The sequence below is a fragment of the Caulobacter sp. GW821-FHT12A07 genome (assembly GCF_058807655.1).
Genome location: NZ_JBXAQX010000005.1, coordinates 233,466 through 255,169 on the forward strand (window position 1 = coordinate 233,466; position 21,704 = coordinate 255,169).

At 69.0% G+C, this 21,704-nt stretch carries 22 protein-coding genes; 14 read left to right on the forward strand and 8 right to left on the reverse strand.

Annotation, left to right across the window (positions count from 1 at the left end):
- Nucleotides 1–50: 50 nt before the first annotated feature.
- Genes purM through AC1RRS_RS12745 form a run of 4 tightly spaced genes read left to right on the forward strand, consistent with a single transcriptional unit; the run spans nucleotide 51 to nucleotide 2,152 of the window.
- Complete coding sequence (purM, locus tag AC1RRS_RS12730; RefSeq protein WP_492855620.1) at nucleotides 51–1,088, forward strand: phosphoribosylformylglycinamidine cyclo-ligase; 1,038 nt, start codon at nucleotides 51–53, stop codon at nucleotides 1,086–1,088.
- The gene (gene purN / locus AC1RRS_RS12735; RefSeq protein WP_492855488.1) at nucleotides 1,088–1,669 is read left to right on the forward strand and encodes a phosphoribosylglycinamide formyltransferase; all 582 of its coding nucleotides are present in this window, start codon (nucleotides 1,088–1,090) and stop codon (nucleotides 1,667–1,669) included. The genes purM and purN overlap by 1 nt, the downstream gene beginning before the upstream one ends.
- A 43-nt stretch (nucleotides 1,670–1,712) precedes the next feature.
- Nucleotides 1,713–1,892 carry an antitoxin gene (locus AC1RRS_RS12740; RefSeq protein WP_492855489.1) on the forward strand — a complete coding sequence of 60 codons (180 nt, stop codon included), beginning with the start codon at nucleotides 1,713–1,715 and terminating at the stop codon, nucleotides 1,890–1,892.
- Between the two features lie 20 nt (nucleotides 1,893–1,912).
- Complete coding sequence (locus AC1RRS_RS12745) at nucleotides 1,913–2,152, forward strand: type II toxin-antitoxin system RelE/ParE family toxin (protein ID WP_492855490.1); 240 nt, start codon at nucleotides 1,913–1,915, stop codon at nucleotides 2,150–2,152.
- A gap of 63 nt (nucleotides 2,153–2,215) precedes the next feature.
- Here the strand turns inward: AC1RRS_RS12745 and ndk are convergent, their stop codons facing one another.
- Entirely contained in the window at nucleotides 2,216–2,635 is a 420-nt protein-coding gene (gene ndk, locus AC1RRS_RS12750; protein ID WP_058350417.1) for a nucleoside-diphosphate kinase, read from the reverse strand.
- An 89-nt stretch (nucleotides 2,636–2,724) separates the two neighbouring features.
- Between ndk and AC1RRS_RS12755 the strand changes: the two genes are divergently transcribed.
- Nucleotides 2,725–4,599 (forward strand): ABC-F family ATP-binding cassette domain-containing protein, encoded by a 1,875-nt coding sequence (locus AC1RRS_RS12755; protein ID WP_492855491.1) that lies wholly within the window; start codon nucleotides 2,725–2,727, stop codon nucleotides 4,597–4,599.
- Between the two features lie 77 nt (nucleotides 4,600–4,676).
- Nucleotides 4,677–5,087, forward strand: a complete 411-nt coding sequence (locus tag AC1RRS_RS12760; RefSeq protein WP_110121266.1) for a hypothetical protein — start codon at nucleotides 4,677–4,679, stop codon at nucleotides 5,085–5,087.
- On the opposite strand, the gene AC1RRS_RS12765 is transcribed toward AC1RRS_RS12760, so the two are convergent.
- The 5 genes from AC1RRS_RS12765 to AC1RRS_RS12785 all read right to left on the reverse strand — a co-directional run bounded on the left by AC1RRS_RS12765 (nucleotide 5,084) and on the right by AC1RRS_RS12785 (nucleotide 10,799).
- On the reverse strand, nucleotides 5,084–5,398 hold the full coding sequence (locus AC1RRS_RS12765; protein WP_492855492.1) for a hypothetical protein: 315 nt from the start codon (nucleotides 5,396–5,398) through the stop codon (nucleotides 5,084–5,086). The genes AC1RRS_RS12760 and AC1RRS_RS12765 overlap by 4 nt on opposite strands.
- 1,054 nt (nucleotides 5,399–6,452) lie before the next feature.
- A complete protein-coding gene (locus AC1RRS_RS12770; RefSeq protein WP_492855493.1) occupies nucleotides 6,453–8,156 on the reverse strand; it encodes a cellulase family glycosylhydrolase in 1,704 nt (567 codons plus the stop codon).
- Nucleotides 8,157–8,503: 347 nt separating this feature from the next.
- Entirely contained in the window at nucleotides 8,504–8,854 is a 351-nt protein-coding gene (locus AC1RRS_RS12775; RefSeq protein WP_199228291.1) for a peptidase inhibitor I78, read from the reverse strand.
- Nucleotides 8,851–9,309 (reverse strand): DNA polymerase III subunit chi, encoded by a 459-nt coding sequence (locus tag AC1RRS_RS12780; protein ID WP_110117847.1) that lies wholly within the window; start codon nucleotides 9,307–9,309, stop codon nucleotides 8,851–8,853. Before AC1RRS_RS12780 ends, AC1RRS_RS12775 begins: the two co-directional genes overlap by 4 nt.
- An 8-nt stretch (nucleotides 9,310–9,317) precedes the next feature.
- The gene (locus AC1RRS_RS12785; RefSeq protein WP_492855494.1) at nucleotides 9,318–10,799 is read right to left on the reverse strand and encodes a leucyl aminopeptidase; all 1,482 of its coding nucleotides are present in this window, start codon (nucleotides 10,797–10,799) and stop codon (nucleotides 9,318–9,320) included.
- 259 nt (nucleotides 10,800–11,058) lie between these two features.
- Here AC1RRS_RS12785 and lptF point away from each other — a divergent pair, with 259 nt between their 5' ends.
- The 8 genes from lptF (at nucleotide 11,059) to AC1RRS_RS12825 (ending at nucleotide 19,992) form a co-directional block, all read left to right on the forward strand.
- Complete coding sequence (gene lptF, locus AC1RRS_RS12790; RefSeq protein ID WP_492855495.1) at nucleotides 11,059–12,201, forward strand: LPS export ABC transporter permease LptF; 1,143 nt, start codon at nucleotides 11,059–11,061, stop codon at nucleotides 12,199–12,201.
- On the forward strand, nucleotides 12,198–13,304 hold the full coding sequence (lptG, locus tag AC1RRS_RS12795; RefSeq protein ID WP_492855496.1) for an LPS export ABC transporter permease LptG: 1,107 nt from the start codon (nucleotides 12,198–12,200) through the stop codon (nucleotides 13,302–13,304). Before lptF ends, lptG begins: the two co-directional genes overlap by 4 nt.
- A 28-nt stretch (nucleotides 13,305–13,332) precedes the next feature.
- The gene (locus AC1RRS_RS12800) at nucleotides 13,333–15,744 is read left to right on the forward strand and encodes an LPS-assembly protein LptD (protein WP_492855497.1); all 2,412 of its coding nucleotides are present in this window, start codon (nucleotides 13,333–13,335) and stop codon (nucleotides 15,742–15,744) included.
- 158 nt (nucleotides 15,745–15,902) lie between these two features.
- Complete coding sequence (locus tag AC1RRS_RS12805; protein ID WP_492855498.1) at nucleotides 15,903–17,252, forward strand: peptidylprolyl isomerase; 1,350 nt, start codon at nucleotides 15,903–15,905, stop codon at nucleotides 17,250–17,252.
- A complete protein-coding gene (pdxA, locus tag AC1RRS_RS12810) occupies nucleotides 17,249–18,253 on the forward strand; it encodes a 4-hydroxythreonine-4-phosphate dehydrogenase PdxA (protein WP_492855499.1) in 1,005 nt (334 codons plus the stop codon). Before AC1RRS_RS12805 ends, pdxA begins: the two co-directional genes overlap by 4 nt.
- 32 nt (nucleotides 18,254–18,285) lie before the next feature.
- Nucleotides 18,286–19,119: a 16S rRNA (adenine(1518)-N(6)/adenine(1519)-N(6))-dimethyltransferase RsmA gene (gene rsmA / locus AC1RRS_RS12815; RefSeq protein ID WP_487288707.1), complete on the forward strand. Its 834-nt coding sequence runs from the start codon at nucleotides 18,286–18,288 to the stop codon at nucleotides 19,117–19,119.
- Between the two features lie 47 nt (nucleotides 19,120–19,166).
- Nucleotides 19,167–19,571 carry a response regulator transcription factor gene (locus AC1RRS_RS12820; protein WP_492855501.1) on the forward strand — a complete coding sequence of 135 codons (405 nt, stop codon included), beginning with the start codon at nucleotides 19,167–19,169 and terminating at the stop codon, nucleotides 19,569–19,571.
- Between the two features lie 22 nt (nucleotides 19,572–19,593).
- Nucleotides 19,594–19,992 (forward strand): response regulator, encoded by a 399-nt coding sequence (locus AC1RRS_RS12825; protein WP_492855502.1) that lies wholly within the window; start codon nucleotides 19,594–19,596, stop codon nucleotides 19,990–19,992.
- 183 nt (nucleotides 19,993–20,175) lie between these two features.
- Here AC1RRS_RS12825 and gmk read toward each other — a convergent pair whose 3' ends face one another.
- Nucleotides 20,176–20,832 carry a guanylate kinase gene (gmk, locus tag AC1RRS_RS12830; RefSeq protein ID WP_487288709.1) on the reverse strand — a complete coding sequence of 219 codons (657 nt, stop codon included), beginning with the start codon at nucleotides 20,830–20,832 and terminating at the stop codon, nucleotides 20,176–20,178.
- The gene (locus AC1RRS_RS12835) at nucleotides 20,822–21,703 is read right to left on the reverse strand and encodes a YicC/YloC family endoribonuclease (protein ID WP_492855503.1); all 882 of its coding nucleotides are present in this window, start codon (nucleotides 21,701–21,703) and stop codon (nucleotides 20,822–20,824) included. The genes gmk and AC1RRS_RS12835 overlap by 11 nt, the downstream gene beginning before the upstream one ends.
- Nucleotide 21,704: the final 1 nt, after the last annotated feature.

Consider the following 21,704-nt stretch of genomic DNA (forward strand, 5'->3'; position numbering starts at 1 on the left):
AGCGCCCGAGAGGGTCCGCGAAGGGCCTGGAACCACAGATGAGCGACCCGATGAGCGATCCGAAGACCGACCAAGCCGGCGGCCTGACCTACGCCCAGGCGGGCGTCGACATCGATGCCGGCAACGCCCTTGTGGACGCCATCAAGCCGCTGGCCAAGGCGACCCGCCGCCCCGGCGCGGAAGCCAGCCTCGGCGGCTTTGGCGCGCTGTTCGACCTGAAGGCGGCCGGCTACGAGGACGCCCTGCTGGTTACGACGACCGACGGCGTCGGCACCAAGCTACGGATCGCCATCGACGCGGGCATGCACGCCACGGTCGGCATCGACCTGGTGGCCATGTGCGTCAACGACCTGCTGGCGCAGGGCGCCGAGCCGCTGATGTTCCTGGACTACTTCGCCACCGGCAAGCTGGACGTCGAGACCGCCAAGAGCGTGGTCGCCGGCATCGCCGAGGGCTGCAAGCTGGCCGGCGCGGCCCTGGTGGGCGGCGAGACCGCCGAGATGCCGGGCATGTACAATGACGGCGAATACGACCTGGCCGGCTTCTCGGTCGGCGCGGTCGAACGCGACGGCGTCCTGCCCAAGCTGGACAAGCAGCGGGCCGGCGACGTGATCATCGGCATCGGCTCGTCGGGCCCGCACTCGAACGGCTATTCGCTGGTGCGCCGCGTGGTCGAGCGTTCGGGCCTGGCCTGGGACGCCCCCTGCCCGTTTGAAGACGGCAAGACGCTGGCCGAGGCTCTGATGGCTCCGACCCGCATCTATGTGAAGTCGCTCCTGCCGCTGCTGCAGTCGGGCCGGGTCAAGGGCGGCGCCCACATCACCGGCGGCGGCCTGATCGAGAACCCGCCGCGCTGCATCGCCGAGGGCCTGGTTCCGCAGTTCGACTGGAACGCCTGGCCCCTGCCGCCCGTGTTCGAGTGGCTGCAAGAGGTCGGCCAGATCGACGCTCACGAACTGCGCCGCACCTTCAACTGCGGCGTCGGCTTTATCCTGATCGTCGCGCAAGCCGACGTGGAGCCGGTGCTCGCCGCCCTGCTCAACGCTGGCGAAGACGCGTTTGTTTGCGGCCAGCTGGCCGCCGCCTAATGGCCACGCGGACCAAGGTCGCCGCCCTGATCTCGGGCCGGGGCTCCAACATGGAGGCCCTGGTCCGCGCCGCCCAGCCCCCGGACTGCCCGTTCGAGATCGCCCTGGTGCTGGCCAACAAGGCTGACGCCGGGGGTCTGGCCACGGCTGAGGCGGCCGGGATCGAGGCGCTGTGCGTGCCGAGCAAGCCGTTCGGCAAGGACCGCGAGGCCCACGAGCGCGCGGTCGACGCGGCCCTGCGTGAGCGCGGGATCGAGGTCATCGCCCTGGCCGGCTACATGCGCATCCTCACCCCGTTCCTGGTCGACTCGTGGGAAGGCCGGATGCTGAACATCCATCCGTCCCTGCTGCCCAAGTATCCGGGCCTCGACACCCACGCCCGCGCCATCGCGGCGGGTGATGCCGAAGCCGGCTGCACGGTGCATCTGGTCACGGCCGGGGTGGACGAAGGTCCGATCCTGGGCCAGGCGCGGGTGGCGATCGAGGCCGGCGACGATGATCATGCGCTGGCGGCGCGGGTGCTGAAGGAAGAGCACAGGCTCTATCCGGCGGTGCTGAGCGCGTTCGTACGGGGGCTTTGAGGCGCGGTTTTCGCTCTTCGGCTTTGCGTGATACGCTCAATGCATGAAGTCCGAGCCCTCCATCTTCGACGAGATCGATGAAGACGCAGACGCTCGCCGCCACGCCGAGGCGATGGACGACATCGCCGCCGGCCGTCTGATTCCAAACGACGAAGTCTGCGCCTGGCTGGAAAGCTGGGGCACGCCCGACGAGAAGCCGGCTCCGGCCTCGTGGTTCAAGTAGTCTGGACACGTAGCGCGGCCTTGGACCTTCGCGCGATCCAGGCCTATGTCGCGACATTCAAACCGCTCGCCGCCCAGCGTCTCGCCGCGCGGCTAGTCAGCGCCGCCCGCAGCCTCGAAACAGCGCCGGATCGCGGCCGGTCGATCAGCCGTGGCCGACGCGAACTGACCGTGATCCCGCCCTATCTGATCCGCTACGTCGTTTTTCCCGACCGGGTGGTGATCCTCGAAATCCGCCACGGCGCCCGCGAACAGGACTAGCCCCAAACAAAAAGGCCGGCGGGTCGCCCCGCCGGCCTTTTCATAACCTAAAGCTCGAAAGCCTTAGCCGACGATGTCGGCGTCGGTGAAGAACTGGGCGATTTCGATGCCCGCGTTCTCGAGGCTGTCCGAACCGTGGACCGAGTTTTCGCCGATCGACAGGGCGAACAGCTTGCGGATGGTGCCTTCGGCGGCGTTGTCCGGGTTGGTGGCGCCCATGACTTCGCGGTACTTGGCCACGGCGCCTTCGGCTTCCAGGACCTGCACGACGACCGGCTCGGCGGTCATCTGGGCGACGAGTTCACCGTAGAACGGGCGCTCGGCGTGCACTTCGTAGAACTTCTTGGCCTGAGCTTCGGTCAGGTGGACGCGGCGTTGAGCGACGATGCGCAGGCCGGCTTCCTCGATCACGGCGTTGATCTTGCCGGTGATGTTGCGGCGGGTCGCGTCGGGCTTCAGGATCGAGAAGGTGCGTTCGGTCATTCCGAAAATCTCACAGAGAAAGTTTGTGAATTGGGAGGTTGCGGGCTTATAGCCGGGCGCCTCCTCCCCGCCAACCCCGCGTTCCCAACATGCTTCAGATCAACGAACTTACTTTCGACGCCTGGGGACGCCGGTTCTTCGACAAGGCGACCGTCAGCCTGCCTCCCGGGGCCAAGGTCGGCCTGATCGGCCGCAACGGCGTGGGCAAGTCGACGCTGTTCAAGCTGATCCTCGGGCACCTGGTCGCCGCCGGCGACGAGATCAGCATGCCCAAGAACGCCCGCATCGGTTCGGTGGACCAGGAGCACCCGGCCACGCCCGTCACCCTGCTCGACACCGTGCTGGAGGCCGACGAGGAGCGTCACGACCTGCTGACCCGGCTGGAGACCGCCGATCCCGAGGAGATGGGCGAGATCTGGAGCCGGCTGATCGAGATCGACGCCGACTCCGCGCCGTCGCGGGCCTCGGAAATCCTGGCGGGCCTGGGCTTCACCCAGGAAGACCTGCAACGGCCGATGAGCGAGTTCTCGGGCGGCTGGCGGATGCGCGTGGCCCTGGCCGCGGCGCTGTTCGCCGAGCCCGACATGCTGCTGCTCGACGAACCGACCAACTATCTCGACCTCGAAGGCGCCCTCTGGCTGGAAGCGCGGCTGAAGAAGTACCCGCACACCGCGCTGATCGTCAGCCACGACCGCGAACTGCTCAACAACAGTTGCACCCACATGCTGCACCTGGCCGGCGGCAAGCTGGAGCTCTACACCGGCGGCTACGACGACTTCGAGAAGCGCCGCGCCGAGAAGGCCCGCCTGCAACTGTCGGCCAAGGCCAAGCAGGACGCCGAGCGCGCCCACCTGCAATCCTTCGTCGACCGCTTCAAGGCCAAGGCCTCCAAGGCGGCCCAGGCCCAGTCGCGGATGAAGCGCCTGGCCAAGATGGAGCCGGTGTCCACCACGATCGAGGAGCGCGTCGCACCCTTCACCCTGCCCTCGCCGCCCCGCCCGCTGCCCCCGCCGCTGATCCGGCTGGAAAAGGCCAATGTCGGCTATGAGCAGGGCCGCGCGATCCTCAAGAACCTCAACCTGCGCATGGACCTGGACGACCGCATCGGTCTTCTCGGCGTCAACGGCGCGGGCAAGTCGACCTTCGCCAAGATGATCGCCGGCGCGCTGGACATCCAGACCGGCGAACTGCACCGCGACAAGAAGATGAAGGTCGGCTGGTTCCACCAACATCAGATCGAGGCGATGGATCCCAACGATACGCCGCTGGAGATCGTCCGCCGGGCCATGCCGGACTCCAGCGAATCCTCGCGCCGTTCGCGCCTGGCCCAATGGGGCCTGAACTTCGACAAGCAGGAGACCACGGTCGCCAACCTGTCGGGCGGCGAGCGCGCGCGCCTGCTGCTGAACCTGGTGGCCATGGACGCCCCGCACGTCCTGATCCTCGACGAACCGACCAACCACCTCGACATCGACAGCCGCCGGGCCCTGCTCGACGCCCTGAACGACTACGAGGGCGCGGTGCTGCTGATCACCCACGACCGCTCGCTGATGGAGCTGGTCGCCGACCGCCTGTGGCTGGCGGCCGACGGCAAGGTCGTTCCGTTCGACGGCGACATGGACGACTACGCCAAGTTCGTGCTCGACCGCGCCAAGCAGGCGGTGAAGCCGACCCAGGTGGCGCGCGAACCGGCCAAGGCCGAGACGGCGTCCGCCCCGGCGGCCAGGAAGGTCGCCATCGAGCCGCTGCGCCGCAAGGTCGAGGCGGCCGAACAGGTGCTGAACCGCAAGACCCGGGACCTGGCCGAACTGGAAGCCCAGCTGGCCGACCCGCAGCTCTATGTGAAGACGCCGGCCAAGGTGCCCGAACTGGAGAAGCGCCGCGACAACGCCAAGGCCAAGCTCGACGAGGCCGAGGCCGCGTGGATGGAGCTGGCCGAGCAGCTGGCGGAAGCCGAGGGCTGAGGCCCCACTCGCGGTAAACGTCAATAAACCAAGAGATTTAGCCGTTCCGACAGACCTGCGGTCGTATCCCTTGCGACATGACCGCAGCCCTCGCCAGCCGCAACCACGTCGTCGCCAATCCGGAAGGATTGTCGGCCGGCTGCGTGCTGGAGGCCTTCGCCGCCTGGCTCGACCAGCGCCTGGCCGAGGCCACGCGGCTGGAGATGGACCTGGCCTTCCGCGACCGTCCGTTCGACGTCGAGATCGGCCGCGTCCCGGCCCTGGTCGGCTGGGAGCACCGCTATCTCGCCCCCGGCGCCGAGGCGCCCAAGGGCAAGATGTGGACGGTCTACCGCCTGCACGACCAGACCGGCCGCCCCAGCGAACTGGCGACCGCCCGGGCCAGCGCCGATAAGCTGGAAGACCTGACGCCCCTGCTGGGCGAACTGGGCTACCTCGGCGTATTCGACGGCGACGCGGCGATGTTCCCGGGCGTCGGCAAGCGCTAAGCTTTTCGAGCTTCGGCTTCCAACGCCTTGACGATGCCGGGCCAGGCCGGCTTGCGAGGCTGATTCATACCTTCGAGATAGATGTTGCGGACGCTGGTCCAGCAGCGGACCCCCTCCTGCATCTCCTCGCGAAAATGGGCCAGTTCGTCTGCCGGCGCGGCGTGCGCCACGCGCTCGACGTCGCGCAGCATCCTTTGCAGCACCTCGATGTTCTTTTCGCAGGCGTCGATCATCCGCCGATTGACGGCGTCGAGCGGTCGCTTGCCGGTGGCGCGGCGCAGACGGCTGCGCGGGGGTTTGGACTTGGGCATGGGGTTTCTCCGCTCCTTAGGGAACCTCCCCCTGTGGGGGAGGCGATCGCGCAGCGATCGGTGGGGGGGTGTTTTTGCGAGGACGGCCAGCGTGGCGGCGGCTGAAACCGTCCCCCCACCGGCCTTCGGCCGCCTCCCCCACGGGGGGAGGTTCCTTGGGATGCGGACACGGCTTCTCAGGCTCCCGCGCAGTTGCGCGTTAGGTCGGGGAGGCGCGGAGCGACCGGGCGGAGCCCGGAGACCGTATGGTTTGTTTGCGTTTCGGCTTCGTCAGACCGCTCCGCCGCACCGTAGGCTCGAAGGACCGGGGGCGCGGGCCTCTTTCAGCCCTGGACCCGGTTGTCCCTCGGACGGGCAGGATCAATAGCCCCGCGGTGATCCGGCGGCGCCTCGGCTGATCCTGTTAGGCCGGTTTGAAACGATCCCGGCCCTGTCGACCCGCTCGTCTCGTCACGGAACGGCTTGGCGGCCCAATCACGCCTTCTGAGCGATCCTGCAAACCCGCCCTTCCCATGACGCCCCAAGCGGCCCCGCTCGATGCGATCCACAGCCGCTAACTCGGGCCGGTACCAAGAGCCCTCCCCATGGCTGGGATGGCTTTGATTATGGGGTGACTTGAGTGGGGGAGGATAACTTGGGGTTATAAAGTTGTAGGGCTTTGAGTTCGCTGGACTCTTTTCCGATTACGCCGTGCGAGCAGCGTGCGTATCCCCCGATCCTTCTCCCCTTGCGGGAGAAGGTGGCGGCGAAGCCGACGGATGAGGGGTCTCTCAGACATCCAACATCGCACCCGGCCTGACCGGTGCACGCGGCGTTGAGGTCTGAGAGACCCCTCACCCGACCTCGCTCCGAGGCCACCCTCTCCCGCAAGGGGAGAGGGATCAAACGCCGTGGGTTTCAGAAAAAGCCTGGGCCCCCGCTTTCGCGGGGATTTTACGGGGAGAGGAATCAGGCCCCCCGCCCGGCCTGACCGCTGCACGCGGCGTTGAGGTCTGAGAGACCCCTCACCCGACCTCGCTCCGCGAGGCCACCCTCTCCCGCAAGGGGAGAGGGATCAGCGTGGCTTCAGTTTGATCGACCTCACCGCAGCCGCCCCTTCCGAGCGCAGGACCAGGACGTTGGTCCCGGCCAGCAGGTGCACCGTTCCGCCCGAACGAACTTCCGCACCGCCGTTGGCCGTCAGCGTCATCGCCCCCTGGCCGTCGATCCGCACTGCGTAGGCCCCTGCCCGGTCCGCCGTCACCGTGTAGCGCAGCCATTCGCCGGCGGTGAGGTCTGTGACGCTCTTGCCGTCGGGGGCGATGTCGACGCCGTCGTTGCGGGCGGTGCGGCCGTTGTTCCAGAGGGTGCGGTCGGCCCCGGTGGCGACGTGGTAGTTGGCGGCGTCGGCGTCCCAGTAGGCCTTGCCCATGACGCCGAGGTCGTAGTCGACGGCGGCGATGGTTCCGCCCTTGGCTGTGACGCGCTGGGGCTTGAACGGCCGGACGCTGTCGTCGTGCGGCTGACGCAGCATGGCGTCGAGCACGTCGGGGTGGCGCAGGTTGTTCTCGAAGCGGACGTCATGGGACGCCAGCTTCATCAGCACGGCGTAGGCCTGGTCGGGCTGGACCGGGGTCTTGGCCTCGCCGGTCAGGGTGGCGACGACGGCGTCGTAGTCGGGGCCGACCTGGACCTCCAGCGGCTGGTTGAAGCCGATCTTCTTCAGCGGCCAGAAGGCCCAGCCGATCCCATGGCCCTCGACCAGGCGGATGGCGTCGGCGAACCAGACGTTGGAGTTCTCGCCGGATTCGCCCAGCCAGACCGGCAGGCCGGTCTGCTCGCGCAGTTTCAGGATCGGCTCGACCGAGGCCTGGTCGTTGCGGTTCCAGTACTTGTGGAACGACAGGGCCAGATTGCCGTCCCAGGGCTTTCCCAGACCCTTGTAGTTGTTGCCCCAGCAGTTGCCCTCGATGATCACCAGGTGGCGCTGGTCGACCTCGCGGATCGCCGCCGTGATCCGGCGCTGGACGTCCCAGAGCAGCGCCTGCTTCTCGTCGGCGCAGCCGTTGCCCGACGCCTTCCTGTCGAAGTCCCAGTTGGGTTCGTTGAGCACGTCGTAGGCGGCGATGGCCGGCTCGTCCTTGTAGCGCTCGGCCAGTTTCTTCCAGAGGGCTATGGTCTTGCGCTGGTTCTCCGGGCTGTCCCACAGCGAGGGCTTGGCCGGGTCGCGATCGGAGATGGCCAGATCATTGCCCTGCCCGCCCGGCGCGGCGTGCAGATCCAGGATCAGGTGCATGCCATTGGCCTTAGTCCAGGCCAAGAGGTCGTCGATGCGGCGGAAGCCGTCCTCCTTCCAGGTGTCGGCGCCGGGGACGGGCTCCTGGCCGACCGGCAGGGTCAGGAGGGCGTAGTGCATCGGCAGGCGCACGGAGTTGAAGCCGGCGGCGGCCATGTCGTCGATGTCGGCCTTGGTGGTGTGGTTGTCGAGCCAGGCCGTGTGGATCGCCATCTCGCGCTCTGAGCCGACCAGGGCCGCGATGCGGGCGCGGATGACGTGCTCCTGGCCGAGCTTGGACAGGCGCAGCATGTAGCCCTCCTGCAGCATCCAGCCGCCCAGCCCCATGCCGCGCAGGACGACGGGCGCGCCGGTCTCGTCGACGATGCGGTCGCCCTGCGCCTTGAGCCACTGCGGACCGGGAGGCGGCGGCGCTTCGGCGGCGAGCGCGGTCGAGACGGCGAGCAGAGACGCGGCGGCGGCCAGGACGGCGGCGAACTTCATGGACGAACTCCCCAGCGCGCGCGGCTGGTTGGGAGGTCGCCGCTGCGTCGCGGGCGGAGTTGGCCCGGGGACTTAGAATTTGTCCAGATGGACGGGCCATTTGTCCATGAGGACAAATGGTTAGGGGGAATTCTGGAGGTGGGCGGCGCTAGTTCTTCAAGCAGAAAATTGCCCGTCATCCCGGCCGTAGAGAAGCGAAGAGCCGGGACCCAGGGGCGGCGCGCAGTGAGGCGGCGACCGCTGGCAGCGCGAACCTTATCGCGGCGCCCAGTCCCCTGGGTCCCGGATAAGCCCTTCGGGCTTTCCGGGATGACGATCTTCTTGAGAGCTGTGAGGGAGGAAGCCCCTCAGCCGCACTTCACCTGCTGGACCACGCCCGTGTCCGGATTGAACAGGATGTTCAGGCGGTCGGCGCGGTAATCCATGGTCACCGGACAGGTGGTGCAGGCCACGCGCCAGCGGGAGGGATCGACCGGGGCCGGCAGTTCGGTGCGGTTCTTGCCGACGAAGGCTTGGGCGTCCTTCAGGCCGCACTGGTCCTTTTCGGGCTCCGGCGGCTTGGGCAGGGCGATGGCCGGCGGGGCGACCGGGGTTTCGGGCGGCGGCGGCGGGGCGGGCTCGGGCGCGCCGGTCGAGCAGGCCGCCAGGACCATGGCCGCGCCGAACATCACGCCAAACCGCTTCACGAACCGCGTCATGCCTTCTTCTCCCATCCGCGTTCGGCCTGCTGCCAGTAGGACACCGGGTGGCCGGCCGCCTTGAACGCCTTCCAACGGCCCCGCGCCAGCCGCAGGGCCTCTTCGTCACGACCGTCGAACAGCAGGATGCAGCGCGTGAACGCGGCAAGGTCCCCCGGCTCGGCGCCGTCGAGCAGGAACAACGCGTCCCCGCCGTTCGGGTTGTCGAGACCGGCGCTGAGCAGCACCGGCTGGCGCTCGGCCAGCGGCTCCTCGGCCATGCCGTGCGGCAGGAAGCTGTCGTCGCGAAAGGTCCAGAGGTGGGCGTCCAGCGCGTTGAGGCGCGCGGGGTCCCCGCCCCGGACCAGAGCCTTCCAGCCGCGCCCCAGGGTCTTTTCCAAAAGCTCGGGCAGCACCTGTTCGGCGCTGCTTCGCTCCAGATGGTAGAACCAGATCTCGCAGGGCGCGGCGGACATGCGTGGCGTCAGCCTTCGTAGGCGTCGGCGACGAGGCGGTTGAGCAGGCGCACGCCGAAGCCGGCCGCGCCGTCGGGCACGGTCGGATCGGTCGAGCCCTTGCGCCAGGCGGTCGAGGCGATGTCGAGGTGGGCCCACGGCACGCCGTTGACGAAGCGCTGCAGGAACAGGCCCGCCGTGATCGAGCCGGCCGGACGGCCGCCGATGTTCTTCATGTCGGCGATCGGGCTTTCGATCTGCTTCTCGTAGGCCTTGGGCAGCGGCAGGCGCCACAGCGGCTCGCGCTCGGACTCGCCGGCGGCCAGCAGCTTCTCCGACAGGCCGTCGTTGTTGCTGAACAGGCCCGCATAGTCGTTGCCCAGCGAGATGATGATCGCGCCGGTCAGGGTGGCCAGATCGATCATGAACTTCGGCTTGAAGCGCTCCTGGGTGTACCAGAGGGCGTCGGCCAGGACGAGGCGGCCTTCGGCGTCGGTGTTGATGACCTCGATGGTCTGGCCCGACATCGAGGTGACCACGTCGCCGGGGCGCTGGGCGTTACCGTCGGGCATGTTCTCGACGAGGCCGAGCACGCCGATGGCGTTGACCTTGGCCTTGCGGCCGGCCAGGGCGTGCATGACGCCGGCCACGGCGGCCGCGCCGCCCATGTCCCACTTCATGTCTTCCATGCCGTCGGCCGGCTTGATCGAGATGCCGCCGGTGTCGAAGCAGACGCCCTTGCCGACGAAGGCGATCGGCTGGGCCGACTTGTCGGCCGCGCCGTTCCAGCGGGCGATGACCAGCTGGCTCTCGCGGACGCTGCCCTGGCCGACGCCCAGGAGCGAGCCCATGCCGAGCTTGGCCATTTCGGCCTCGCCGAGGATCTCGACCTCCAGGCCCAGGCTCTCGAGGCCCTTCACGCGGGCGGCGAACTCTTCCGGATGCAGGATGTTGGCCGGCTCGGAGACGAGGTCGCGGCTGAACAGGATGGCGTCGGCCAGGGGCTCGAGCGCGGCGAAGGCCTTCTGGGCCTTGGCCGGATCGGCGGCGGCGACCTTCACCGTGGCGACCGAGGGCTTCTTCTCGGCCTTTTCGGTGGTGCGGTACTTGTCGAAGCGGTAGGCGGCCAGCTTGACGCCGAAGGCGACGCGGGCGGCGGTCTCGGCGTCGCCGCCGAGCTTGAGCAGCAGTTCGGTGACGCCCGAGGTCTTGACCGCGCCATAGGCATGGGCGGCGGCGATCTCGACGGTCTCCGGCTCGACCACGCCCGAACCGTCGACGCCGATCACCACCACGCGGGCGGCGTCGAGGCCGGCCGGGGCGACGATGTCGAGCACCTGGCCCTTGGCGCCGATGAAGCGGCCGCCGGCCGCGGCGCGGACGATGGCCCCGCCGGCGGCGTCGTTGACCGCCTTGGCCTCGGGCGAAAGGGCGGCGGCCTCGTAGGCGAGGACGGCGATGGCGGCGTTGGCGCCGGCCTGGCTGTCGGCGGGGACGAACTCGATACGCATGGAGCGCTCCTGGGAAGCGGAAAGCCCGGTCGCGGCGCGGCCTCAAGAAGGCCGCGATCCGACGCGACAGGACGTGAACGCCCGGCATAGTCCATGCCGATCCTTGGGAAAAGACCGTCGCCGTTCACAGCCCCGTCACGCCGTCCCAACGCCGTCCCACATCATGTCTTCGGTTGTGCCAAGCCGAGCCAGACGTGTAGAACACGCCAACGCCGGGGTTCGCCGCGCGAATCCGTGAAGCCCCCGAAACCACCCCCGCATGCGCCTGATCGAACGCTATCTTTTCCGACAGCTGGTCGGGCCGACCCTCCTGGCCACCGCGGCCCTGGCGGCGCTGGCTCTGCTCGCCCGTAGCCTGTCGGAATTCGACATTCTCGTGGAGCAGCGCCAGACGGCGTTGATCTTCGCCAAGATGATCCTGCTGGCCCTGCCGCAGCTGCTCAACATCATCATGCCGATCGCCCTGTTCGTGGCCGCCCTGGTGGCCCTGAACCGTCTGCATACCGAGCAGGAGATCGTCGTCTGCTTCGCCGGCGGCATGAGTCGCTGGCGGGTGATCTCGCCGGCCATGCGGCTGGCGGTGGGCGCGACCCTGGTGTCGCTGGCGCTGGGCCTCTGGGCGCAGCCATGGTCGGCGAGGCTGATCCGCGAGACGGCCTTCGACATGAAGACGGACCTGGCCTCGACCCTGGTGCGGCCCGGCGAGTTCACCGAGCCCGGCCCCGGCCTGACGGTCTACGCCCAGTCGATCGACCGCGACAACCTGATCAAGAACCTGTTCATCCACCAGGAAAAGCCCAACGGCGGCTCGGTGACCTACACGGCCCGCGAAGGCGTCATCGCCAAGCGCAACGGCCTGCCGGTGCTGATCATGCGCAAGGGCTCGAACCAGGAATTCTCCAGCAGCGGCGTGCTGAACTATCTGTCGTTCGAGGAATACGTGTTCGACCTGTCGAGCCTGTTCCAGAGCGACGAGCTGCTGCACTACAAGATCGCCGACCGCTATCCGCACGAGCTGTTCTTTCCCGACCTCACCCAGGAGTGGGAACAGCACAACCGGGTGAAGCTGATCGCCGAGGGCCACTCGCGCCTGTCCAGCCCGCTCTACAACCTCGCCATGATGGCCATGGCCCTGGCGGCCGTGATCGGCGGCTCGTTCAGCCGCATGGGCTACGCCAAGCGGATCGCCGCCGTCGGCGCGGCCGCGGCGGTGGTGCGCATCCTCGGCTTCGGCGTGCAGGCGGCCTGCGACGACCAGGTGTGGCTGAACGTGCTGCAATACGCCGTGCCGCTCGCCGCCACCTGGTGGGGCCTGGCCCAGATCTTCCGCCAGAAGATCATGCGCTACGTGCCGATCGCCACTCATCGCGACGGCCTGCTGCCGCTGGGAGCCGCGTCGTGATCGGTCCCGGGATGATCGAGCGGTACGTCCTGCGCAAGACGCTGGCCTCGCTGGGCGCGGCCCTGGCCGTGCTGGGCGCGCTGGTGATGCTGATCGCCTTCGTCGACATCAGCCGCAACGTCGGCACGCGATCGGAAGACGCGGGCTTTGGCCAGCTGCTGTACCTGACCCTCCTGCAGGCCCCGGCCACCCTGCTGACCCTGACGCCATTCATCTTCCTGTTCGGCACCCTGGGCGCGTTCGTCGGCCTGAACCGCCGCAGCGAGCTGATCGCCATGCGCGCGGCCGGCGTCTCGGCCTGGCGGTTCATCCTGCCGGCGGCCTTCGCTGCCTTCGCGATGGGCGTGGTGACCGTCACCCTGCTCAACCCGCTGACCGCGGCGATGAGCACCCGTTTCGAGACCGAGCGCGACGCGCTGCTGGCCGGCTACCTGAAGAACGCTCCCAAGGGCGCCTGGCTGCGCCAGGGCGACACCAAGCGCCAGATCGTCATCCGCGCCCGCATGCGCGACAATGTGGGCGGCACGGTGCGCCTGCGCGGCGTGTCGTTCTTCGTCTACGACGTCCAGCCCAACGACACCCTGGTCTTCAAGGAGCGCTACGAGGCGGCCGAGGCGCGGCTGGAGCCGGGCTTCTGGCGCCTGACCGGGGTCAGCGTCGCCACGCCCGGCGTCGGCGCCATGCGCACCGAAAGCGTCACCGTGCCGTCCGACCTCGACGAGCGCACCGCCGCCGACCGCTTCAAGAACCCGCAGGCCGTGGCCTTCTGGCGCCTGCCCGAGACCATCTCCCGCACCGAGGCCGCCGGCTTCTCGGCCACGCCGTTCAAGCTGCGCCTGCAGCAGATCCTGGCCACGCCGCTGCTGTTCGCGGCGATGTCGGTGCTGGCGGCGGCCTTTTCGCTGCGCCTGATGCGCCTGGGGGGCCTGGCGGCCCTGGCCGGCTCTGGCGTCGCGCTCGGTTTCGGCTTCTTCTTCTTCAACGAACTCTGCGGCGCGCTCGGCAAGGCCGATCTCCTGGGGCCGATCCTGGCCGCCTGGACCCCGCCGGCCGCGGCGCTTTTGGCGGGGCTGACCCTGCTTTGCTATACCGAGGATGGTTGAGTCTGTGACGCCGGCATCGAGGCCCCTGATGATCGATCTAAGCCCAGCGCCGGCCGCGGCGGTTCGCAAGCTGCTGATGGCCGGCGTCGCGTGGCTGGCGTTCGCCGCCAGCGGCGCGCACGCGGCCCAGCCGTCCCTGGCGAGCGTGCCCGAGGTTCCGGCCAAGCCGGCCGCGGCCGACGACGGCCTCGGCGACGACGGCTACTATCTGGAATCCGACCTGCTGATCCGCGACGACGTGGCCCAGACCATGACCGCCCAGGGATCGGTGGAGGTTCGCTACCAGGGGCGCGTGCTGCGCGCCCAGGAAGTGATCTACGACACCAAGACCGGCGTGGTCACCGCCCACGGCAAGGTGCAGCTGATCAACGCCGACGGCACCGCCCAATTCGCCGACGACCTGACGCTGGACAAGGACATGCGCGCCGGCTTCGCGCGCAACTTCTCCACGCGCCTGGACAAAAACGTGAAGATCGCGGCCGCCACCGCCATCCGCCGCAACGACCAGGTCACCGAACTCAACCAGGCGATCTACACCCCCTGCGACGTCTGCGCCGAGAAGCCGACCCCCACCTGGTCGATCGAGGCCGACAAGGTGGTGCAGGATAAGTCCAAGAAGATCGTCTATTACCACGGGGCGCGCATCCGCCTGTGGGGCGCGCCGCTGGTCTACCTGCCGCTGTTCTGGCACCCGGACCCGCAGGCCGAGCGGAGCTCGGGCTTCCTGACGCCGAAGGTCGGCCTCTCGAAGAAGCGCGGCCTGTCCTACCAGCAGCCCTATCTGCAGGTCATCTCGCCGTCTTCGGATGTCGTGCTAAGCCCTCAAATCAACACGAAAATTAATCCGTTCCTCAACGTCAATTACCGCAAGCGCTTCTACTCGGGCATGCTCGAGGCGCGCATGGGGGCGACGTACGAGAAGGAGTTCGACAACAAGGGCAACCGCTTCGGCGACGCGACCACCCGCAGCTACATCCTGGCCAAGGGCGCGTTCGACATCGACGACAATTGGAAGTGGGGCTTCAGCGCCGAGCGCGCCTCCGACGCCCTGCTGTTCGACAAGTACGACATCAACGACGTCTACGAGCAGCGCGGCCTGTTCACGAGCGAGGATCACCGCCTGACCTCGCAGATCTACGCCTCGCGGCAGGACACGCGGTCGTGGTTCTCGGTCTCGGCCGTCTCGGTGCAGGGCCTGCGGGTCGTGGGCACCGATTCCACCACGGGCCTGGGCAACAAGTTCGAGAACAGCGGGGCCTTCCCGTTCATCGGCCCGCTGGTCGAAGGCCGCTGGGAGCCGGAATCGCCGGTGCTGTTCGGCCGCCTGCGCCTGCAAGGCTCGGGCGTGGTGCTGAACCGCTCCGAATCGCAATTCGGCGAGTCGCCCTACTCCTCGGCCATGCAGACGGCCTATCGCGGCCAGAACGGCGTCGACAGCGCCCGCGGCAGCTTCCAGGCCGACTGGCGCGCCAGCGCCGTGGTCGGTCCCGGCCTGCGCATCCAGCCCTTCGCCCAGGCCCGCGCCGACGCCTACAACATCAAGGGCGTCTATCTGACGACCGCCGCCCTGGCGGCCGGCGACGACGCCGAGGTCAGCTATTCGCGCACCCTGGGCGTGGCCGGCGTCGACCTGAGCCTGCCGCTGTACAAGGGCCTGAAGAACGGCGGCAGCGTCATCCTCGAGCCCCTGGTGCAGATCGCCACCGGTTCGGACAGCTCGCGCGTGCCCGTGGTCGTCGCCCGCGACGGGACCACGACCTACCTCTACAACGAGGACAGTTCGGCCTTCGAGTTCGACGAGACCAACCTGTTCCGCACCAACAAGTCGCCGGGCTTCGACCTCTACGAGGGCGGGACCCGGGCCAACGTCGGCGGTCGCGCGACCTTCACCACGGCCGACGGCCGCGGCGGCAGCATCCTGATCGGCCGCAGCTTCCGCACCAAGTACGACCCGCTGCTGCCGGAACGCACCGGCCTGCAGGAGAAGTCGTCCGACTGGATCGTGGCGGCCACGGTCACGCCTGTGCCGGGCATCAACGCCTATGTCCGCACCCGCCTGGATTCGGACACAACCGAGATCAACCGTATCGAAACCGGCATGGACGCCGCCACGGCGCGCCTGCAGGGCTCGTTCCGCTACCTGAAGGACACCGTCGACTCCAATGGCGAGCGGCAGGAAAACTTCGAGACGCGGGGCCAGTTGAAGCTGACCAGCAAGTGGGCCCTGACGGCCTTCGGCCAGCTGGACCTGGTGGCCGAAACCTGGCGTCGCCGCGACCTGGGCGTCGCCTACACGGACGATTGCATCCGCATCGACATCATCTACCAACACGAAGACCGCTATAGCTCGACGGTGACGGGCCTGAAGCTCCAGCCCGACGAGTCGATCGTGGTCCGCCTAACCCTCGCCACATTGGGTGATACAGGGTACAGCGACTGATTATTCCATCGCGCCGGGGGGCGTGCGGGGGTCCGCACGCGTCCTTGTGGCGCATCGAGGCGCGACCACCGACAGGCAGCTGGAAGGTCGTTGCGTCTCAACGGTTTGAAATCGAGGTCGATCGGCGACGGTCGGGCTCCAGAGGAACGACACTACCCATGCGGGCTGCGCGTAGCGTGACGACTTTTGCGGCCAGCGCCGCGTCCATCCTCGCCCTGACCGTGGCGGCCATGCCGGCCCACGCGCGTCAGGCCGCGCCCACCATCGACGCCCCCGCGGCGGCCCAGCCGGAAGCTCAGGCTCGCGCCAATCCGCTGTCGGAAAGCGTCGCGGCCGTGGTCAACGACGACATCATCTCGTCCTACGACCTGATGCAGCGCATGCGCCTGCTGATGATCACCTCGGGCATGCAGCCGACCCAGGAGAACCTGCCCCAGCTGGAGCAGGAAGCCCTGCGCTCGCTGATCGACGAGCGCGTTCAGCTCCAGGAGCTGCGCCGCGTCGAGAAGGAACAGAAGATCACGATCATCTCGACCGACAAGGAAGTCGACGAGGAGATCGGCAGCATCGCCCAGGGCAACAAGATGACGGCCCAGCAGCTGCTGGACCAGCTGGCCGCCCAGGGCGTCAGCGCCGACACCTGGCGCTCCCAGATCCGCGCCGAGTCGAGCTGGCAGAACTGGATCAGCGGCCGCTACGGCTCGCGCCTGCGCATCGGCGAAGACCAGATCAAGGCCTTCCAGCGCCGCCTGGCCGAGTCGGCCAGCAAGCCGCAGTACCAGGTCAGCGAAGTGTTCATCGACGCCACCCGCGTCGGCGGTCCGGACGTGGCCCTGAACGGCGCCCGCCAGCTGGTGACCCAGATCCAGCAGGGCGCGCCCTTCCCGGCCGTGGCCCGTCAGTTCTCGGCCGCGGCGACCGCGGCCAACGGCGGCGACGCCGGCTGGGTCAGCCCCGGCGAAATGCCGGCCGAGGTCGATGCGGCCCTGGAACAGCTGCGCCCCGGCCAGCTGTCGGCCCCGATCTCGGTCAAGGACGGCGTCTACATCGTCTATCTGCGCGACAAGCGCTCGGGCGCCAAGGCGACCCTGGTCGACCTGAAGCAGGTGGCCGTGGCCCTGGCCAAGGACGCTCCGGAAGCCGACGTGCAGTCGGCCACCGCCCTGCTGGCCGGCCTGAAGCCCAAGCTGACCAGCTGCCAGACCCTCGAGGCCGAAGCCGGCAAGGTGGACGGCGTCGTGGCCGGCGACCTCGGCGAAGCCGAGATCGGCGATCTGGCCCCGGCCTTCCAGGAGGCCGCCAACGCCCTCAACGTCGGCCAGATCTCGGATCCGATCCGCACCGACGCTGGCCTGCACCTGATCGCGGTGTGCGGCAAGCGCCAGTCGGGCGCCGCGGCGCCGTCGCATGACCAGATCGAGAATCGCCTGCGGGGTCAGCAACTTGCGCTGATCTCCAAACGTTACCTGCGAGACCTGCGCAACTCCGCCACCATCGAGACCCGGTGAAGACAGACATCCTGGCCCTGAGCGTCGGCGATCCCGCCGGCGTCGGGCCCGAGATCATCGCCAAGGCCTGGGCGGCCCTCCGGGAGACCGGACCCGTGTTCATGGCCGTCGGTGATCTCCAGAGCCTGGCCGCGGCCGGCGGCGGGGTGAAGGTTCGCCCCGTGACCGGTCCGGTCGAGGCCGCCAGGGTCTTCGCCGACGCCCTGCCGGTGCTGGACCTGCCGCTGCAGTCGCCGGTGATCGCCGGCCAGCCCTCCAGCGCCCACGCCGCCCAGATCATCCGCTGTATCGAGACCGGCGCCGGCCTGGCCCTGTCGGGCGCGGTGGCGGGCCTGGTCACGGCGCCGATCGCCAAGGCCCCGCTGTACGAGGCCGGCTTCAAGTTTCCCGGCCATACCGAGTTCCTCGCCGAACTGACCGCTCCGGCGCCCTACGATGGCGCGCGCGGGCCAGTGATGATGCTGACCGCCGGCGACCTGCGCGCCACCCTGGTGACGATCCACCAGTCGGTGGGCTCGGTGCCGGGCGCGCTCAGCGTCGAGCGCATCGTCGAGGCGGGCCTGGTCACCGCCCAAGCCCTGAAGACCGATTTCGGGATCGCCGCGCCGCGTCTGGCCGTGGCCGCGCTCAACCCGCACGCCGGTGAAGGCGGAGCCCTGGGCCGCGAGGAGATCGACGTGATCATCCCGGCGGTGGAGGCCCTGCGCGCCCGCGGCATCGACGCCCGCGGCCCCTCGCCCGCCGACAGCCTGTTTCACCCCGACGCCCGACGGACCTATGACGGGGTGCTGTGCATGTACCACGACCAGGCCCTGATCCCGGTGAAGATGCTCGACTTCTGGGGCGGGGTGAACGTGACCCTGGGCCTGCCGATCGTGCGCACCTCGCCCGACCACGGCACCGGCTTCGACATCGCCGGCCGCGGGATCGCCCGCCCCGACAGCCTGATCGCCGCCATCCACCTGGCCGCCCAGATCGCCGCTCGGCGTAGCGCCAGCTAGGCTTTCGCGGCGTTTCGATCTAGACGGGGACCATGACGTCCCCTTCCCTCGCCGACCTGCCGCCGCTGCGTGAAGCGCTGGAGCGCCACGGCCTGCTGGCCCGCAAGAGCTTCGGCCAGCACTTCCTGCTCGACCTCAACATCACCCGCAAGATCGCGCGCCTGGCCGAGGTGGGCGAAGGCGACACGGTGATCGAGGTGGGCCCTGGCCCCGGCGGCCTGACACGGGCCCTGCTGGAGACCGGCGCGCGGGTGATCGCCGTCGAGAAGGACAGCCGCTTCCTGCCGCTGCTGGGCGAACTGTCCGAAGCCGCCGAGGGCCGCCTGACCCTGGTCGAGGGCGACGCCCTGCGGGCCGACATGGCCGCCCTGGCCGGCGGTCCAGCCCACATGGTCTCCAACCTTCCCTACAATGTCGGCACCCAGTTGCTGATCGACTGGCTGACCGGGCCTTTCCGGCCGCTGTCGATGACCCTGATGTTCCAGAAGGAGGTCGCCGACCGCATCGCCGCCCAGGACGGCGACGACGCCTATGGGCGGCTGGCGGTGATCTCGCAGACCGTCTGCACGGCCAAGGTGGTCATGGACCTGCCGGCCCGCGCCTTCACGCCGCCTCCCAAGGTCGCTTCGGCCGTGGTGCGGCTGGTCCCGCTGGCGCCCGCGCCGGACAAGGCGATGGTCTCGGCGCTGGAGCGGGTGACCGCCGCGGCCTTCGGCCAGCGCCGCAAGATGCTGCGCTCGAGCCTCAAGCCCCTGGGCGGCGGCGCCCTGTGCGAAGCGGCCGGGATCGACCCGGACGCCCGGGCCGAGACCATCCCGGTCGACGGCTTCCAGGACCTGGCCAGGGCCCTGATCGCCGCCGGCTGAAGCTGAAGCGCTTGCCAAGCGGCGCGCGCGGGGGAATCAATCTCTGCATGCAGGCCTCGCCCGAGCAGCAGCACCTGGTCCAGGTCGTCGACGACGACGAGCTGGTGACCGAATTCGTCCGGTTCCGCCTGGAGGCCGAGGGCTTCGCCGTCGAGGTGGCGCACAACGCCGAGGACGCCCTGGCGGCGGCCGTGCGCCGCCCGCCGCACCTTCTGCTGCTCGATGTCGGCCTGCCGGAGATCAACGGCCTGACCCTGCTGCGCCGGCTGCGGGTGGAAAAGCGGCTCAAGGACGTGCCGGCGATCATGATCACCGCCTCGGCCGCGGGCGCCAACGTCAAGGCCGCCATGGAGGCCGGCGCCGTCGGCTACGTGCTCAAGCCGTTTTCAGCCGACGACCTGTTGCAAAGGGTGCGCGCGGCGACCAAGAACCAGTCTCGCGTCTGGTTATGACGCATCGCGTACGGAGCCCCGCATGACGACCCGTCCCCTGGCCCTGGTGATCGACGACGACACCCTGATGCTGGAGTTCGTGTCGGGCGCGCTGACCGACGGCGGGTTCGACGTGCGGACGGCCGAGGACGCCCAGAGCCTGCTGACCGACGTGCACGACCGCAAGCCGGCCATCGTGTTCCTGGACGTGCGGATGCCCGGCGAGACCGGGATCGAGGTGCTGCGCCGCCTGCGGGTCAGCGACTGGGGCCGCGAGGTGCCAGTGGTGATCATGACCGGCGAGCGGCGCCTGGACCGCGTGGTCGAGGCCATGAGCGCCGGCGCCACGACCTACATGATGAAGCCGTTCACGCCCGCCCAGATCGTCATGCGGGCCAAGGAACTGATCCAGCCGCGCGAGAGCGGCAGCTTTCACTACTGACCAGTCGGGTCCTGCTTTCCGGGAAGCCCTTGGTCCGCCGCTGAAACTCCCCCCAACCGCTTAATCCCCGCGAAGGCGGGGACCCAAGCTGATGATCAGGATGAGGCGCGGTCGTGGGCAAGCCCGCCGGCTCGGCTTGGATCCCCGCCTGCGCGGGAATGCTCGGAGAAGGGGGCTAGGACCTCAGATATCTTCCGCCAGCAGGTCGCCGACCAGGTTCCCGATCCAGGGGTTGCGCGAGCGCTTCTGGCGTTCGGCGTGGTAGATGTGGGCCAGGTCCGCATAGGCCTTGTCGAAGTCGTCGTTGAGCACGACGTAGTCGAACTTCTCCCAGGCGGCGACCTCGTCCTTGGCGCGCGACAGGCGCCGCGCGATGACTTCCTCGCTGTCCTGGCTGCGGGCGTGCAGGCGGCGGCTCATCTCGGCCAGCGAAGGCGGCAGGATGTAGACCAGCACGCTGTCGGGACCGGCCTGGGCGTGCACCTTCATGGCGCCCTGGAAGTCGATGTCGAACAGCACGCTTTCGCCCTCGTCGAGCGCGGCCAGGATCGGGGCCTTGGGGCTGCCGTAGTAGTTGCCGTAGACCTCGGCCCACTCGAAGAAGGCGTCCTGGGCGATCATCTCCTGGAACTTGTCCTTGGAGACGAAGTGGTAGTCGCGGCCGTCGTGCTCGCCGGGACGCGGCTCGCGGGTGGTGGCGCTGATCGACAGGTGCAGGTCGCCGTGGTCGGCCACCAAGCGACGGGTCAGCGAGGTCTTGCCGACGCCCGAGGGGGCCACCACCATCAGGAGGAGGCCGCGGTGCTTGCCCCCGTGCTTCTGGGCCGGGTTATTCGACATTCTGAACCTGTTCGCGAAACTGTTCGATCGTGGCCTTGAGTTCCAGGCCGTGGGCGGTCAGCGCGGTCAGCGCCGACTTGCTGCAGAGGGTGTTGGCCTCGCGCATGAATTCCTGGGACAGGAAATCCAGGCGGCGGCCCGAGGCGCCGTCGCTCGACAGCAGGGTGCGGGCGGCGGCGACGTGGCCGGCCAGGCGGTCGAGCTCCTCGCGGACGTCGGCCTTGACCGCCAGGGCGGCGGCTTCCTGGACGATGCGGTCCTGAGGAGCGCTTTCGCCGAGCAGTTCGGTCATGCGGCGCTCGAAGCGCTGCTTGAGGATCGAGGGCTGGCCCTCGGCCTCGGCGGCGGCCAGGCCGGTGAGGGTCTCGATGCGATCGACGAGGCCGGCCAGCACCGGGGCGAGCGAAGCGCCCTCCTCCTGGCGCGCGGTCTTCAGGCCGTCGAGCGCCTGGGCCAGGCTGGCGGCTATGGCGGCTTCCAGGGCGGTGCGGGCCTCGGCGTCCTCGTCGTCCTCGCGGACCTCGATGACGCCGCGCAGGGCCAGCATGCCGTCGAGCGTGGGCTTGGCGACCATGCCGGTGGCGACATAGGGGCCGCCGGCCTTCAGGTAGCGCTCCAGCACCTCGACATTGACCTGCGGGGCCGCCGAGGCCTCGGCCTTGCGGGCCTGGACGTTGACCGTGAGCTGGCCGCGTTGGAAGCGGGCCTGCGCCCCGTCGCGGGCGGCGCGGTCGAGGCCTTCGAAGCCCGGCGGGCCGCGAAAGCGGGTCTCGAGGTTGCGGCCGTTGACGCTGCGGGTCTCGACGGCCCAGCTCCAGTCGCCCAGAGCGCCCTCGACGCGCGCGAACCCGGTCATGCCCGACAGCGCCATG

Excerpts from the sequence above, each read along its gene's own strand:
- AC1RRS_RS12775 (WP_199228291.1), bottom strand. The coding sequence starts at position 8,854 with ATGACGCGGTTCGTGAAGCGGTTTGGCGTGATGTTCGGCGCGGCCATG.
- AC1RRS_RS12760 (WP_110121266.1), top strand. The coding sequence starts at position 4,677 with ATGACCGCAGCCCTCGCCAGCCGCAACCACGTCGTCGCCAATCCGGAA.
- AC1RRS_RS12825 (WP_492855502.1), top strand. The coding sequence starts at position 19,594 with ATGACGACCCGTCCCCTGGCCCTGGTGATCGACGACGACACCCTGATG.
- AC1RRS_RS12805 (WP_492855498.1), top strand. The coding sequence starts at position 15,903 with ATGCGGGCTGCGCGTAGCGTGACGACTTTTGCGGCCAGCGCCGCGTCC.
- AC1RRS_RS12820 (WP_492855501.1), top strand. The coding sequence starts at position 19,167 with ATGCAGGCCTCGCCCGAGCAGCAGCACCTGGTCCAGGTCGTCGACGAC.
- AC1RRS_RS12765 (WP_492855492.1), bottom strand. The coding sequence starts at position 5,398 with ATGCCCAAGTCCAAACCCCCGCGCAGCCGTCTGCGCCGCGCCACCGGC.
- AC1RRS_RS12780 (WP_110117847.1), bottom strand. The coding sequence starts at position 9,309 with ATGTCCGCCGCGCCCTGCGAGATCTGGTTCTACCATCTGGAGCGAAGC.
- AC1RRS_RS12770 (WP_492855493.1), bottom strand. The coding sequence starts at position 8,156 with ATGAAGTTCGCCGCCGTCCTGGCCGCCGCCGCGTCTCTGCTCGCCGTC.
- AC1RRS_RS12755 (WP_492855491.1), top strand. The coding sequence starts at position 2,725 with ATGCTTCAGATCAACGAACTTACTTTCGACGCCTGGGGACGCCGGTTC.
- AC1RRS_RS12785 (WP_492855494.1), bottom strand. The coding sequence starts at position 10,799 with ATGCGTATCGAGTTCGTCCCCGCCGACAGCCAGGCCGGCGCCAACGCC.
- purN (WP_492855488.1), top strand. The coding sequence starts at position 1,088 with ATGGCCACGCGGACCAAGGTCGCCGCCCTGATCTCGGGCCGGGGCTCC.
- rsmA (WP_487288707.1), top strand. The coding sequence starts at position 18,286 with ATGACGTCCCCTTCCCTCGCCGACCTGCCGCCGCTGCGTGAAGCGCTG.
- AC1RRS_RS12740 (WP_492855489.1), top strand. The coding sequence starts at position 1,713 with ATGAAGTCCGAGCCCTCCATCTTCGACGAGATCGATGAAGACGCAGAC.
- purM (WP_492855620.1), top strand. The coding sequence starts at position 51 with ATGAGCGATCCGAAGACCGACCAAGCCGGCGGCCTGACCTACGCCCAG.
- lptF (WP_492855495.1), top strand. The coding sequence starts at position 11,059 with ATGCGCCTGATCGAACGCTATCTTTTCCGACAGCTGGTCGGGCCGACC.
- AC1RRS_RS12835 (WP_492855503.1), bottom strand. The coding sequence starts at position 21,703 with ATGGCGCTGTCGGGCATGACCGGGTTCGCGCGCGTCGAGGGCGCTCTG.
- AC1RRS_RS12800 (WP_492855497.1), top strand. The coding sequence starts at position 13,333 with ATGATCGATCTAAGCCCAGCGCCGGCCGCGGCGGTTCGCAAGCTGCTG.
- ndk (WP_058350417.1), bottom strand. The coding sequence starts at position 2,635 with ATGACCGAACGCACCTTCTCGATCCTGAAGCCCGACGCGACCCGCCGC.
- gmk (WP_487288709.1), bottom strand. The coding sequence starts at position 20,832 with ATGTCGAATAACCCGGCCCAGAAGCACGGGGGCAAGCACCGCGGCCTC.